The sequence below is a fragment of the Pseudomonas sp. Y5-11 genome, from assembly GCF_022368695.1.
GTDB classification, from domain to species: domain Bacteria; phylum Pseudomonadota; class Gammaproteobacteria; order Pseudomonadales; family Pseudomonadaceae; genus Aquipseudomonas; species Aquipseudomonas parakoreensis.
Map to the genome: position 1 here is coordinate 4709218 of NZ_CP058974.1, position 12431 is coordinate 4721648.

Below are 12431 nucleotides of genomic sequence, written 5' to 3' on the forward strand. Positions count from 1 at the left end.
TGTTTTCAGAAGAAAAACATCTGGAAAAACTCCGGCCGTTGCGACGTCCAATGCTCTGCTATGTTTTTAACCGCCTTTCGCGGAACCTGGCGAAAATCGCCGCTCTCCGCGCCTACTGCCAGGAGCGCAACCATGCGAATCAATCCCTATCTGATCTTCAACGGCAACTGCCGCGAAGCCTTCACTTTTTACGAACAAGCCTTGCAGGGCAAACTCGAAGCGATGATGACTTTCGGCGAAACACCCGCTGCCGAACACGTACCGAAAGAGCACCACAACCTGGTCATCCATACCTGCCTGAAAGTCGGCGATCAGATGATCATGGCCTCCGACACCACGGCCGACCGGCCAACCGGCGGCATGAGCGGTTGCTCGATCTCCCTCAACGTCGACAGCATTGCCGAAGCCGAGCGAGTGTTTAATGCGCTGGCCAAGGACGGTCGTGTCGACATGCCGCTGGAGGCGACGTTCTGGGCCGCCCGGTTCGGCATGCTGGTCGATCGCTTTGGAGTCTCCTGGATGGTCAATTGCGAGAGCGACAAGTGACGCCGACGTTTCGTCAGGCATGAAAAAGCCCAACCGTTTCAGGTTGGGCTTTTGGGTTTATCGCTGGGCCAGTTCATGCCGCACACATTGTTCGTAATAAGTCTGCTTGACTGCCGCCGGCTTGAGCTTCGAGGTGCTGTTGTAGGTCTGCTCGGTAATGCCCATCGCCGTCATGCGCATCCACGGTTGCTGGAACTTGCGCACCTGCAACTGCTTGCGTGCGCCATACAACGAGATCCCCGACAGCTTCGACTGCTGCGCCCCGGCGGCGATGTCCGAGCCCCAGGTACAGGCAAACCGATGACTCTTGCTCAACTCCCTCGCTTCAATGGCCGAAGCAAAGGCAGCCAGGGAAAGCGTTGCAACGGTTATGACAATCGTCCGCATATAGCCAACCTAACCTTTTGAAAAAAGGCGATTTTGCCGAGGAAGCTCAGACCTGGGGGCCAGCAAATTGCCGCATGGCGCGCAAAGCCAGCCGTTCGTCCAATGAGCAGCACCTTGGCGAGCCTGGTGCCTCCAATGCGGTACACCCCCCAACAAGGCCGGAAAAATGGACAACAAGATTGCAACCCTGATGCTTGCAAGCCTGATGCTGGCTGGCTCTGCCTTGACACTGGCAACCGAGAAAGCAGGATCAGCCGCACCGCCCACGGCCATCCCAGGCGTCAATCAATCCAGCAACACATCTGAATCAAACGAAGAAAAAGCCAACAAGAAAGGTGAAGAAGCCTCAGGCTCGAACTCGGGCGCAGAATCGAAAGAAACCGAGAAAGACGCGGCAACCTCCAGCGACTCGGAAGATATTCAGAGCAAGACAAAGCAGTAACCACTGGATTGACCGACAGCGAACGCCGATCATGCTGGGCATCGCCAATCCCCTGCAGATGAATGAAAGTATGCCCAGCAAAGAAGCGCAAACCCAGGCACCCGCGACCGCCGCTGACATCGAACGCTCGATCCAGGCCCTGAACAAAATGGCGGAACGTTTATGGGGCGATGGCCGAGAGTCAGAAGCAAAGGCACTTCTGGATGCACTGGATGCATTGAACCGGGCGCTGGACCGGATCAGGATTGGTGAGAGCCGTAGGGTTCTGCATTGAGGCGTGGCTTTTTGGCTGGGCACAGCATAGTCGTCCCGCAAAACTCACGCGCATGAAAAAGGCCAATGTCATTAACATTGGCCTAAGTCATTGAAATATATGGTCGGGACGGAGTGATTCGAACACTCGACCCCTAGCACCCCATGCTGGGGCCTGAAGAATCGCATACTGTTGATTTAAAAGGAATACAGGCTGCTTTTGCGGTTGCAAAACATCCGTTTTCTTGTGCTTATGCAAACGAAAACATGCGGCCTCCAGAGGAGGTTTTGCGCATCCATCCCCGGCGTCCTGCCGACCGAACACCAATCCAAAATCCTACAGCTCGTCGCCTCACCCTCGCCCACTCGTCACACCTCAATTACTGTATATCCAAACAGTACAAAGCAAGGCGCCTTCCGTGGATCCCTCCGATATCGAAAACACCGACGACTGGCTCGGCTGCCCGACGCCGCTCGAAACCTGTCGTCATCAGCTCGCCCTCTACGAAAATGAGTTCGAGGAACTGAACCTGCAACTGCGCCAAGCCAGGGAACGGATATTCAAGCTGGTCGAGATGCACACCGAGATCAGCAAGGAGTGCGACACCCTTCGGTCACAACTGACCACAGCCAAGGCTGAAGCTGCGGAATCGAACAGTCGCGCCAGCGACATCGAGACTCGCAGTAACTGGGAGCTGATGGCGAAGAACAGGCACATCAGCGAACTGAACGCAGAGGTCTTGGCCTTGCAGGGCAAGAGCGTGTTCCCAAAATCCCCTGATCCAATACCGCTGGACTGAGAGCCTTTATTCGACACGTTGCGGGGTCAACGTCCGAATGTAGGCCTGACACGCCTGCAGCGCTATCAATCCCCGGTCGCCGGTGTCGGTGATGGCGATAATTCGTTGAGCATGCGCTGGGTCAAGTCGGGCTCGTACGGCTGCATGATCCACGCCGCCGGCGCTGGCGGTGGCTGGCACCCCACAACCTTTGGCAGTGTCGGTTGCGTCGATGAGGACTGACAACCGCAGATCAGAAGTGGCAAGGCGATCGCGCAGGCGATCTTGGTTCTTTTGAGCATCGGTCATTTTCCTGAAGTGGGTTTGCTCGCTGTCCGCCAGCCGCTGCTCGAGCGCCAGACGTTTGCCCTGCTCAGCCTGCTGTGCAGTAGCCGCGGCCTGGGTCAGTTGATTGAGGGTTTCGGCGTGCTGCTTGTCCTGCTCGGCCAACTGCTTGCCATAGCGCCAGTCCTGAAACTGCCAGGCGCTGCCGGCGCCGATCAGCACAAGTGCCAGCAGGCCCACCGCCTTCCACGGAACAACCATCACGGCACATCCTTGAAGAATACGTGTCCGCCCAACTTGAGCGTTTGTTTGGCCTTCGCTGCCCAGGCCGGCGCCTTGATGCTGGTGGCGTAGTAATGCGTGGCGCCGCCGGTAGGATCCGGCGCCTTGCCGTCGATCACCTGGTCAGCAGCGATCCGGCATTGCGCCAGCTCGCGGAACGGGATTTCCTTCACGCCTATCAGGAACTGATAGTTCGGGTCGGTTTTGTTCCAGCAACTGAACTGGTACGGCTTCTGGCAGACGCCGGCGTAGCCCTCGCCCCACCACGAATTGGTCTTGCCGTCGAACACGCGGTTGCGGATCGTCCACGCCACGGCGATCTGGCCGGCGGTTCCCTCGCCGCGGGCTTCGCCCCACAGCGTGCGGGCGAGGATGTCGCGGTCTTTCTCGATTACAGGCATCAGTTTTCTCCAGGCAAAAAAATACCCGCTCAATGGCGGGTTCCTCGGGGTGACTCCCTAAAACAGTTCGGTCTAAGCGCGTGCGACCGTTGTTTCATCGTTATAGAGCGCCGGTTGTTCTGGCCAAGTCGGCGCCGTCGGCCAGATCGGTTGACCGGTCACGCGGCCGAGAAACACCCGGTACTTTTTCCACTCGGCCAGCATTGCCACTCGATGGGGCTTCTCTTCAACCTCCTCCGGCAAAGCGTAATCGCCGTCAATGGCGTCGTTGATTGCATCGACTCGACCCTGCAGGCAGTGACCTGGGCAGTCGCAAGGCGTGTCCGCGCATTGAGATCGGCCGTCGTTTCGCGCAGCAGATCTTGAGCGGCAATTGCGTCTATCAACGACTGGGGAATTTCCTCGACAAGGCTTTCACCTTCAGCCAAGTCGGCATCAGTAAACCCCTCTCCGACCGCGCGCCAGCCGTAGCTTGTGATTGCGTAAGGCATCATCTGTCCATCCCATAGCCGGTAATATCGATTGAAAGCGATCCGCCGGTACCAGAGTTGAAGTACCAGAGGTTCCCCGAGTCGTCCAGGGTTGTGTCACAGGACACTTTCCCACCCGGCTCCGCCCCAACCATGGTTACGTTGAAGTTTCCGGGCGCGAGGTTCGCCACGGGGGTGCCGTTGTTGTTCATGCTCAAGCGGACGCTTTTTGTAACGTTGATTGGAACGATGGCCGAGGTAACAACTATGGTTGGAGCAGTTGCCGCTCCATTGGAAAGAACCCGGTACGGCGCTGCGATCAGGTTGTCTCGATAGTTGATCATCCCGTCGTTGCCAGCAGTAAATCCAAGAACCCCGCCATTGGTGCTCGAACGAAAAGCCCCGATGAAGCGGCGGGTTGTATCTCCCGCTTTCGTTCTGGCGGAGCCCATATACGGCGCCGCCGGAGCGGTCGTGACCAGTTCAATAGCAGCAGCGCCAGAGTTCTCATACAGATACGCGTAATACCAAACCGATGCAGGAAGTGCCAATCCGCTCAGGGTGATATCTGCGGAAACCGTAACTCGTCGGCCGAGGCCCGGGATGTAGGCGGTACCGCTGGAGAAGGTGAGAGAGGTCGGGGCCGGCCTTGAGGGAATCAATCCAGCGATCAACGCGGTGAGGCTCGACGTATCTTCTTTGGAGGCCTGCAATTTACCGAGGGCCGCCAGCACGCTGTCGGTCGCGACAACCGGTGTCCTCACTGTCAAATCAAGTCCGGTCAGCGTTGTTCCGCGAACACCTGCAGCGGTCATGTATTTGTTGGTCGGCCCCTCTGGCAGTCCGTCGGTATTGGTCAGATTCAGCGAGTTGCGCACGCCAGCCTGCGTAGGAATTTCTCCCAGTACAGCCATCACCCCGCCGAATTGATTGACCAGCGCCCGCAGTGCATCTGCCGAGTCTTTGACATAGCCCTGCATCGGAGCCAAAGCATAAGCGCCGGATGAATTGGTTGCCCCCAGATAGTTTGGCGAGATAGCGAGCGAGGTCTCGCTCGGGATGTTGATGACTTCGTACCAACCGCCATCAGGCCCGCGGAAGGCGTCACCGACCCGGCCGTTAGAAAAGAACGCCGTATTGGTACCGGTCACGACGTTGGAGTTTTGGACGACAGAAACCGTCCCGGCTTTGTACCAGGGCATTGAATTTCTCCAGAAGAAGTTGAGGCTCAGGCCAGCAATTTGGCGCAGAGAAATGGGCGATGGCCCTGATCGGTCCAGGCTGTAAAGGCGAGGCTGTACATCATGATGCGGCCGCCAGCGTAATCGACTCCAAGAGCGCAGCCGCCACCGGTACCGTCGTTGTGGCAGTTCATCGTGAAAGGATTGAGGGATACGTACTCACCTACCCCGAGGCTCTTGTTGATACCCCATAAATACCGGCGCCCCACACTGAGCTGCTCGGTTCCGAGATAGGTCCAGTTGCCGGCGGCGAATGTCACAACCACCGCCGGAGCGCCACTGTCGTAAACGAGCGCGCCAGCGCCATCCCACAGCCGCATCCCGTACGCAGCGGTGCCCATCGAAGCCCAAGCCGCCACGAAGTACTGCCCGCTGAGGGTTTCATTCACCCGAGAGGCGTTCATGGCAAAACCCGTCCAGTTTCCTGGCCCTCCCGTGAACCATACCGAAATGGGAACCTGAATCGCGCCGCCCTGATCGGGACGAATGAACACCATTGGCGGGTCTTGGCTGGTCACCGCCCTAGCAAACGTTCCTGATGCGGTTGCAACGCCGGAATAGGTGCCTTTGGTGAGAAGACAAAGCCTTGGTGCCTCCGAATCAATTTGAACAAACGAGTTGTCATTCATGCTCTGAAAGCCGTAACTCATGTCCCGTACCTGATTGCGTAGCCTTTGGCGACGATCCTCGTCTGAATTGTTGAAGCGCCGGCTGAAGGGTTTTTGGGCCGTACCACTACTTGCCCCACCGCCGTCGTGACGTATGGATAGGACTTTGCGTTGCCTGACCCATCTGTTTCAGATGACTGCACATCCTGCGCCCTCGTCGGGATGATCATGAACACGCAATTGGCAGGGTTGAAACCGGGAATGTTCAGCGTGTAGCTGGGGGTGGTACCGCTGAAATCAATCACGCCCTGCCACAGCACCTGATAGGTGAAGCTGTTGGTGTCCATGGCGAGCTGACCGCTCTCGTCAAACACACGAAGGCCAAATAGAGCCATTGATCACCCCAAATAGCCGAGACGAACGCGCAGCACGTTGTTGGCGTCATAAACCGAGACGTTCAGTGAATTGATCACCAGTCGCCCCTGTCCCGGGACAATGCCATTGATCTCAAGCGTTCCGTCTTTATTGAGAATCCAGCCTTGCTGGCCGGCGATGTAGTTGGTTGAGCTGATATAACTGCCGATCTTGGCGTTGGTGATCGTTCCGTCGGCGATAAACGCCGAGTTCATGAACACCTGGCCGCCCTGCACTGCAAAAGGCACCGAGATTGCGCCACCGGCAATCGTGTTGACGATGGCGAACCGGTCAGCACTCACCAGGAACTGGCTTTGCAGGCCGGCTCCCGTGTTTTCAATGCCGAGGCCAATACCCGCCGCGACATACTTGCCGTCCTGTGTGACCTGCATCTTCACCGACCACATCGTCGACAGCTTGCCACTGGTATCCGCGTACGCGGTCGAGGTTTCCTGAATGGCAGCAGTGTTCTCGCCGACCTTCACGTTCACCTGTGTAATCGCCTGCGCAGTGGCTTCCTTGTCAGTGGCAACCGTTTTCCGGAGATCAATGACACTGGCTTCGTTCTCGCCAACCTTGGAATCAAGAGTGGTGAGCTTTTGTGCGCTGGCCAGGTTCTCCGATGCCCTCACCCGTTCTTCGGTTGCAATGGATGCGGTACTGCTCCAGCCCTTCAACGCATCAGCCAGTTCGCCCTCACCATTATCATCACGAAAAGATGCGCGCAGCGCCTGAAAGGCAGTCGCCTGTGCCGTAACAACGCCGTCGAGTTCGGTGATTTCGGCAGTATTGGTCGCGACCTGCTGGGCAAGTCCGTTGGCGGTTTCCACGGTTTGACCCACGTCGAGCCAGTAGAGCGGATTCGGCGGCGGCATATTGACTGGTACCGGGCCGGTGGCCTGATAGATGCGTTTGCCCTGCACCACCAGGTCGTACTCTTCGTAGGTATCGTCGGGGTTGTAACCCTTCAGCCCGTCGAGTGCGTCGATCTGAGCCTGCAGCCCGGGAATCTTGTCGATTTCGTCGAGTAGATCCTGGCCCAGTTCCGTGCGGCCGATCTCGCCGGCGATCATCTCCAAAATTGCCGCAGCGTCCGCGCTCGACTGCCCCTGCACACCCATTCCGATCGGGTACCACGGCCCGATGTTGCCGATTTTGTCGACGATCCGGCCCCAGAAGTAGAAAGTCACACCAGCGCGTAGGCCGAGCATTGAGAAGTCACTCTGCGGATAGGCCAGGTCTGTCAGCTTCGTGGCCGCATCAAGCTGCGTCGTGGGTCCATACCAGATCTCTGTCCGCTGGCTGTCCTCAGCGCCAGCAGGGAAGCCCCATTTCAGATAGATGCCGAACAGCAGCGGCGTGGCCGTCAAATAGCTGAGCGCCGGCGGCAGCCCCTGCTTACCCTTCAGGTTGGTCAGGATCGAGTTGCGCCACTGCGACGAGATGTCGAAAGCACTCACCGCGCGGACCCGGGCCACATAGGCGCCGGCGTAGATGCCGACCACATCCACGTTGGTCATGCCGGTGCGCTGCAGCTTGATCCAGTTGCCGCTGTCCTTGCGCCACTCCACGTCATAGCCGACGGCGCCGTCCACAGCAGGCCAACTGATGGTCATGGTGGCCACGGCCAAACCCTGCACCACCGACGACGTCGACGTGAGGGAAACGCTTGCCGGCGCCGGAACCACGGTGATCGGGATCACGCTGATCGGCCGTTCTTCCAGACGAGCGCCCGTGTCGATGTGCGCGAACTTGCTCGGCTCGAACTGCAGCGCACTGATTTCGAAGTCGCCCTCGGTGGTGCGCTTAGTGCGCAGCACGCGATACAGCGGGATCGCCAGATCATCGGCGTCGAGCGCCCATTGCAGTTGCGCGACTGGTGGCTCGCTGTAAGCGACAGTCACCGTTACCGCGCGGCCGTTGACGCTCTGCACGGTGCGCCCTTCGGCGCGGCCGCCCGGCAGGTTGATGATCAATCGATCACCGGCCTTGGCTTGGGTGTTGCGATCGAGCGTGACAACGCGGCCAGCCGCTGACGAGATCCGCCCGCCGACCTCCCGCCCGGCCAGCAGTGAGTCCGCCACCGGAATGATGTGGCCCGGCAGCGGGATAACGCCCTCCATACCGGTCTTGAACGATACGGTGCGGTCTTGGTTGTTGCTCAAGATCGCCCACTTGCCACGGCGCTGGGCCTCGGAGGCGCGCGTGCAGCCAATAGCACTCAGCTCGGTCGGCCGGTCGCCATAACGGCGCTGAAGGTCCAGGTCAGCGAACGGAATGACGTCGGTGTCGTAGTTGTTCGCCGGGTTGTCGTAGCTGACCAGCGCCCGCGTGTACCGGGTTTTCGCCGAGGCGCTACCGTACGAGAATTTGCCGTCGATGACGTTGGCCCGGGTGAAGACGTAGTCGAAATCCTGCGCGCGCGGCATGTCGGCCTGCATCACCAGCTGGCCCTGCGCCCAGTACGTCATGCCCCGGTAAATCGCCGAGATATCGCGCAGCAGCGACCAGGCGTCAGCCTTGCCCTGCAGGTTCATGTCGCAGAGGAACCGCGGTTCCTGACCGCCGAGGCCGTTCGGCACCAACTGGTCGCAATACTGAGCGATTCGGTACAGCTCCCACTTGTCGACCATGAACGGTTTGATGCGCTTGCCCAGGCCGAAACGCTCCTCGGTGCAAATGCCGTAGGTGATCCACGCCGGATTGTTGGTCCAGGCCGATTTCATCGAGCCGTCCCACGTCCCGGTGTAGGTGCGCAGAATCGGGTCGTAGTTGCTCGGCACCATCCAGCGCCGGGCCTTGCACTTCACGGTCACCGCCGGAATGTTGGTGAACTGCTCGGCGTCGAACTCGATGTACAGCAGCGCGGTGTTTGGGTACCGCAACTTGGCGTCGATCACTTCGGTGTAACCGGCCACCAGCATGGTGTCGGCGACCTTGTTGCTGTTCTGGTTCGGCGTCAGGCGGCGCACGCGGATCTGCCAGCCAGTGGTTGCGGTCGGCAGATCGATACGGCGCGAGCGCTCGTAGCGCGTAGTGGTCTTGCCGTCGACAGCGTCCACCAGAACCTGCTGATAGGCGCCGCCGTCGGTGGCCACGTCGATGGCGTACTCGATGCGGTAACCGCCGACATTGCCTTCATCGTCTGACCGTTGCAGCGCCGGCCAAGCGAGGCGCATCCGTACCGCCGACAACTGGGTATTGCTGATCGAGCGCACCCACGGCGAATCGCTGCGCAGCTCAATGTTCAGCGAAGTCTCGTTCTCCACGGACGGGATGCCAGGGATGTAAGGCTGATCCACTGAACCCGGGCGCCAGTCCCACTTCACGTTCGGGAAGTTGTAGTTGCCGCTGGCATCGCGGATCGGTGTGTTGTCCAGGTAGATATCGTAATCGGTCGGGACGCTGTCGAACTCCCCCTCGCCCACGGCGATCAGCAATTTAGCAAGGTTGGTCGAGCGCAGGCTGTCACTGGCTTCGACCGGCGACTTCGGCTTGCTGCTGCCGCCCTTCTCGCCGTGGATCTCGATCTGTTGCGCTGCGCCCATGCTTTCCTCCAGGCATAAAAAAACCGCCTCGCGGGCGGTTGGTCAGTTGCTGTCCTGCTTACACTTTGTCTTCAGCCAGGATCGAAGCCGAGATAATCATCCCGCCCCACCGGCGCTCACCGATGCAGATCGGCACAGGGTTGCCGCTGGCTGTGGTGTTCTTGGCGCTCCCGAAGGCGTAGGACGGGGCGTTTTCGGGGGAGGCGCTTTGCGAGAGCCCCTTCGCTTGCGGGCTGAGCATTTGGATCACGCCGCCTGCGGTCGAGGCGATACCACCAGCGATCAATGCTGCACCCTGAGCTGTTGTTGAGCCGTAGGCGAAAAAGCCAACGGCGATCAGCACGATGCCCAACACGGTTTGCATCAATCCGGCGCGCTTGCTGCCCGATACGACCGGGACGATTCGGATCTCCCTTGTGCCACCCAGATCAAAAGCCTCCACCGCTTCGTTCTTCCGATTTCGAAAGATGGCGAATCGCATGCCGAGCCGATCAAGTCGGCGGATCTCATTTTCGAAGCCATCCAGCGTCACCTTAAGCGCCTTGAAGGCCTCCCATACCCGCTTGCTGTCCACTTGGCGACGATGTACTCGTCCAAACTTTTTGGCCAGTGAGCCAGATAGAAGGATCGTGGTCATTGGATTGTAAGCAGCTGCAACGTCAGCCATGTTCTTCTCCGGGTACAAAAAAGCCCGCTGATGCGGGCCTGGGAATGCATTTAAATTGCCGTGGGGGATATATCAAAATTGTCGCCCGAAAGCGTGATACGACGCCTGACCGTCTCACCGGTTTTCACATCAACCTCTCGCTCAACCAAGCCCCAGCCACCACATGCGGCGCTCGGCTTAATTCCAAGGATATGTTTTCCGGCTTTTACTCCAAACCGAGCTACCTCGCCTGAGGCGAATTCAGCTGCCAGGGTTCCATCAATGTACAGCCGGTAATTACAGCCAGATCCATATAGACCGCTGTCACGCGTGACGAGCAACTGCGACTCCGACTTGGCACTGAACGCATACAGGCGGTTACTCGGAACCGGATCAGCTTTATCCGCCGGCACCGGCGAAGTAGCACACCCCGCCAACAGCGCGACCGCCAACGCCCCTATCAAAATCCGCATATTTACTCCTTGTGGTCTCGCATGGTGAAGGTGAAGAAATAGAATGAGATTTTTTCGTTCTCAATATCCCTCAGCTCGTACCGGATTCTATCCAGACCACGGTCGATGCGAGTTACGACGAGGTCCATGAATTGGGTTAGCCCGCCACCGAAGCCGCTTAGGTTCAGTGCGCTGACGTCATGAAAAACAGCCGTCACACCCTCGGTTTCTGGATCTTCCGAGGAAGACATAGTCAGGCTGAGGCTGTACTTGAAATCCACCATTTCGAGCTTGATCGCAGCTACGCAATCGTTCTCGAAAAATAGTTCGTTTAAGCGAGACAGGCTACACATTCTCTAAATCCAAAATTCAACGCTGGTCGATCTCAATTTTCTGAGTTGGATCAGGACTGTACTTCTGCCGTTTCAACTGAGGATCACCGGCTGCCAAACAGAAGAAATAGATCTCCGCTTCGCCGCAGCCGCCATGCAGTGCACATTCACTTGCCTGCATGTGATCGAGGAGGATTTCACGCCCCTGTGAGGCGCAAAAAACATTCGCCTCTTTCAGGGCCTGCCCTTTCGCGGAAGCAGGGCCACCGAAAGGCACTCGAGTCGAAATCGTGTAGGTGTCGGGTCCGACTTTTATCGGTCCGCTGTCAGAGCAACCCGCCAATAGCGCTACCGCCAGCGCTCCTATGATCAATTTCATGCAGGTCACTCCTGTGGAAAGCAGTAACGATATCACTGGGGCTGGGAGAAATGAAAAAGCCCGGCACTGGCCGGGCTTCGAGAAAATTGTGTATGGCTCCACGAATCAAGCGGCGTGCGCTTCAATCCATTGGTCTTTGCAATGCTGAAACGTCCCGCCCTCATCGGGTTTCACACCAGCATCCACTTTGACCGGGCCGAAATTCGCATGGATATAGGCAGAGTACCACGCCCGCATTGCGATATCGGATGCACCAGGCACCGGCTCGCTGCCCTTCTTTTCCCAGTTTGCGATCGTTTGCACGTCAACACGGAAAAGAGCGGCTGCCTCTTCCTGTACCAGATCCTGTTCTTTGCGCAGAAACCGGAACTGGTGGCCCGTCATGGGCTTTTTCTGTTTCACGATGTCGACAGCAATCGCGCGATGCAATCCTTCCACGTCCTGGATTCTCACACCCTTGCCATACGAACTTTCAACGATCGTATAGCCATTTTTCAGGTAGATGCCCTCCAGGCCGCTCCCTGTATATTCGTACATTAATCCACCTCCCATACAGTTACGGCGAACACCTCGCCAGGATCAGGAACCGGCTTCACCGCCGCAACAACGCAGACGATGTCCCTCGGCGGAGGCTCGCACATTCTGAATTCAAAGCTCTTGTGTTCTGCGCTATAGGTTGGACCACGGATAATGGCCCCGCGTTGCAAGCACCTCAGCGCCTCACCCACTGTCACGCCCCGCTCCGCCAATCGCTGGAGGAAATGATCAGTAAAAACCACCTTCGATGAGTCTCCCGCAAGAACGTGTACGAGATCCTCAAGCTGTCGTGGCGTCCACAACGGTGAAATAGTGCTCATATAAACCTATAATATTTATAGGTTGCGCAATACTAGTGCGCAACAACACATTGTCAATATTTGTGTGAGAAGGCTTGCGCTGCTCATTACGAAAGCGCCCGCCGCATGCG

At 58.1% G+C, this 12431-nt stretch carries 18 protein-coding genes; 4 read left to right on the plus strand and 14 right to left on the minus strand.

Going from position 1 to position 12431, the window contains the following annotated elements; translation table 11 throughout:
* Positions 1-132: 132 nt before the first annotated feature.
* Complete coding sequence (locus tag HXW87_RS20670) at positions 133-546, plus strand: VOC family protein (protein WP_239777643.1); 414 nt, start codon at positions 133-135, stop codon at positions 544-546.
* A gap of 57 nt (positions 547-603) precedes the next feature.
* Here the strand turns inward: HXW87_RS20670 and HXW87_RS20675 are convergent, their stop codons facing one another.
* Complete coding sequence (locus HXW87_RS20675) at positions 604-933, minus strand: hypothetical protein (protein WP_007961262.1); 330 nt, start codon at positions 931-933, stop codon at positions 604-606.
* Positions 934-1099: 166 nt separating this feature from the next.
* Here HXW87_RS20675 and HXW87_RS20680 point away from each other — a divergent pair, with 166 nt between their 5' ends.
* The 3 genes from HXW87_RS20680 to HXW87_RS20690 all read left to right on the plus strand — a co-directional run bounded on the left by HXW87_RS20680 (position 1100) and on the right by HXW87_RS20690 (position 2427).
* Positions 1100-1375, plus strand: coding sequence for a hypothetical protein (locus HXW87_RS20680; protein ID WP_047293307.1), 276 nt, complete (start codon positions 1100-1102; stop codon positions 1373-1375).
* A 70-nt stretch (positions 1376-1445) separates the two neighbouring features.
* A complete protein-coding gene (locus HXW87_RS20685) occupies positions 1446-1649 on the plus strand; it encodes a hypothetical protein (protein WP_047293802.1) in 204 nt (67 codons plus the stop codon).
* 397 nt (positions 1650-2046) lie between these two features.
* Positions 2047-2427 carry a hypothetical protein gene (locus HXW87_RS20690; RefSeq protein WP_239777644.1) on the plus strand — a complete coding sequence of 127 codons (381 nt, stop codon included), beginning with the start codon at positions 2047-2049 and terminating at the stop codon, positions 2425-2427.
* A 6-nt stretch (positions 2428-2433) separates the two neighbouring features.
* Here HXW87_RS20690 and HXW87_RS20695 read toward each other — a convergent pair whose 3' ends face one another.
* From HXW87_RS20695 to HXW87_RS20755, 13 genes are all read right to left on the minus strand, one after another.
* Complete coding sequence (locus HXW87_RS20695; RefSeq protein WP_239777645.1) at positions 2434-2952, minus strand: lysis system i-spanin subunit Rz; 519 nt, start codon at positions 2950-2952, stop codon at positions 2434-2436.
* Positions 2952-3374, minus strand: a complete 423-nt coding sequence (locus HXW87_RS20700; protein WP_239777646.1) for a cell wall hydrolase — start codon at positions 3372-3374, stop codon at positions 2952-2954. Before HXW87_RS20700 ends, HXW87_RS20695 begins: the two co-directional genes overlap by 1 nt.
* A gap of 158 nt (positions 3375-3532) precedes the next feature.
* Positions 3533-3865: a hypothetical protein gene (locus tag HXW87_RS20705; protein ID WP_239777647.1), complete on the minus strand. Its 333-nt coding sequence runs from the start codon at positions 3863-3865 to the stop codon at positions 3533-3535.
* Positions 3865-5046, minus strand: coding sequence for a hypothetical protein (locus tag HXW87_RS20710; protein WP_239777648.1), 1182 nt, complete (start codon positions 5044-5046; stop codon positions 3865-3867). Before HXW87_RS20710 ends, HXW87_RS20705 begins: the two co-directional genes overlap by 1 nt.
* 26 nt (positions 5047-5072) lie before the next feature.
* Positions 5073-5735 carry a hypothetical protein gene (locus HXW87_RS20715; protein WP_239777649.1) on the minus strand — a complete coding sequence of 221 codons (663 nt, stop codon included), beginning with the start codon at positions 5733-5735 and terminating at the stop codon, positions 5073-5075.
* Complete coding sequence (locus HXW87_RS20720; RefSeq protein ID WP_182400907.1) at positions 5732-6088, minus strand: hypothetical protein; 357 nt, start codon at positions 6086-6088, stop codon at positions 5732-5734. Before HXW87_RS20720 ends, HXW87_RS20715 begins: the two co-directional genes overlap by 4 nt.
* A gap of 3 nt (positions 6089-6091) precedes the next feature.
* The gene (locus tag HXW87_RS20725; RefSeq protein ID WP_239777650.1) at positions 6092-9655 is read right to left on the minus strand and encodes a phage tail protein; all 3564 of its coding nucleotides are present in this window, start codon (positions 9653-9655) and stop codon (positions 6092-6094) included.
* Between the two features lie 58 nt (positions 9656-9713).
* Complete coding sequence (locus tag HXW87_RS20730) at positions 9714-10322, minus strand: tail assembly protein (RefSeq protein ID WP_146188999.1); 609 nt, start codon at positions 10320-10322, stop codon at positions 9714-9716.
* A gap of 50 nt (positions 10323-10372) precedes the next feature.
* Complete coding sequence (locus HXW87_RS20735) at positions 10373-10774, minus strand: hypothetical protein (RefSeq protein ID WP_239777651.1); 402 nt, start codon at positions 10772-10774, stop codon at positions 10373-10375.
* Between the two features lie 2 nt (positions 10775-10776).
* Complete coding sequence (locus HXW87_RS20740) at positions 10777-11106, minus strand: hypothetical protein (RefSeq protein WP_239777652.1); 330 nt, start codon at positions 11104-11106, stop codon at positions 10777-10779.
* A gap of 16 nt (positions 11107-11122) precedes the next feature.
* Entirely contained in the window at positions 11123-11464 is a 342-nt protein-coding gene (locus HXW87_RS20745) for a hypothetical protein (RefSeq protein WP_239777653.1), read from the minus strand.
* Positions 11465-11569: 105 nt separating this feature from the next.
* On the minus strand, positions 11570-12001 hold the full coding sequence (locus HXW87_RS20750; protein ID WP_239777654.1) for a transcriptional regulator: 432 nt from the start codon (positions 11999-12001) through the stop codon (positions 11570-11572).
* Positions 12001-12321 (minus strand): DUF4258 domain-containing protein, encoded by a 321-nt coding sequence (locus tag HXW87_RS20755; RefSeq protein WP_239777655.1) that lies wholly within the window; start codon positions 12319-12321, stop codon positions 12001-12003. Before HXW87_RS20755 ends, HXW87_RS20750 begins: the two co-directional genes overlap by 1 nt.
* Positions 12322-12431: the final 110 nt, after the last annotated feature.

Excerpts from the sequence above, each read along its gene's own strand:
- HXW87_RS20720 (WP_182400907.1), bottom strand. The coding sequence starts at position 6,088 with ATGGCTCTATTTGGCCTTCGTGTGTTTGACGAGAGCGGTCAGCTCGCC.
- HXW87_RS20705 (WP_239777647.1), bottom strand. The coding sequence starts at position 3,865 with ATGCCTTACGCAATCACAAGCTACGGCTGGCGCGCGGTCGGAGAGGGG.
- HXW87_RS20730 (WP_146188999.1), bottom strand. The coding sequence starts at position 10,322 with ATGGCTGACGTTGCAGCTGCTTACAATCCAATGACCACGATCCTTCTA.
- HXW87_RS20715 (WP_239777649.1), bottom strand. The coding sequence starts at position 5,735 with ATGAGTTACGGCTTTCAGAGCATGAATGACAACTCGTTTGTTCAAATT.
- HXW87_RS20745 (WP_239777653.1), bottom strand. The coding sequence starts at position 11,464 with ATGAAATTGATCATAGGAGCGCTGGCGGTAGCGCTATTGGCGGGTTGC.
- HXW87_RS20750 (WP_239777654.1), bottom strand. The coding sequence starts at position 12,001 with ATGTACGAATATACAGGGAGCGGCCTGGAGGGCATCTACCTGAAAAAT.
- HXW87_RS20725 (WP_239777650.1), bottom strand. The coding sequence starts at position 9,655 with ATGGGCGCAGCGCAACAGATCGAGATCCACGGCGAGAAGGGCGGCAGC.
- HXW87_RS20680 (WP_047293307.1), top strand. The coding sequence starts at position 1,100 with ATGGACAACAAGATTGCAACCCTGATGCTTGCAAGCCTGATGCTGGCT.
- HXW87_RS20670 (WP_239777643.1), top strand. The coding sequence starts at position 133 with ATGCGAATCAATCCCTATCTGATCTTCAACGGCAACTGCCGCGAAGCC.
- HXW87_RS20710 (WP_239777648.1), bottom strand. The coding sequence starts at position 5,046 with ATGCCCTGGTACAAAGCCGGGACGGTTTCTGTCGTCCAAAACTCCAAC.
- HXW87_RS20700 (WP_239777646.1), bottom strand. The coding sequence starts at position 3,374 with ATGCCTGTAATCGAGAAAGACCGCGACATCCTCGCCCGCACGCTGTGG.
- HXW87_RS20755 (WP_239777655.1), bottom strand. The coding sequence starts at position 12,321 with ATGAGCACTATTTCACCGTTGTGGACGCCACGACAGCTTGAGGATCTC.
- HXW87_RS20675 (WP_007961262.1), bottom strand. The coding sequence starts at position 933 with ATGCGGACGATTGTCATAACCGTTGCAACGCTTTCCCTGGCTGCCTTT.
- HXW87_RS20685 (WP_047293802.1), top strand. The coding sequence starts at position 1,446 with ATGCCCAGCAAAGAAGCGCAAACCCAGGCACCCGCGACCGCCGCTGAC.
- HXW87_RS20695 (WP_239777645.1), bottom strand. The coding sequence starts at position 2,952 with ATGGTTGTTCCGTGGAAGGCGGTGGGCCTGCTGGCACTTGTGCTGATC.
- HXW87_RS20740 (WP_239777652.1), bottom strand. The coding sequence starts at position 11,106 with ATGTGTAGCCTGTCTCGCTTAAACGAACTATTTTTCGAGAACGATTGC.
- HXW87_RS20735 (WP_239777651.1), bottom strand. The coding sequence starts at position 10,774 with ATGCGGATTTTGATAGGGGCGTTGGCGGTCGCGCTGTTGGCGGGGTGT.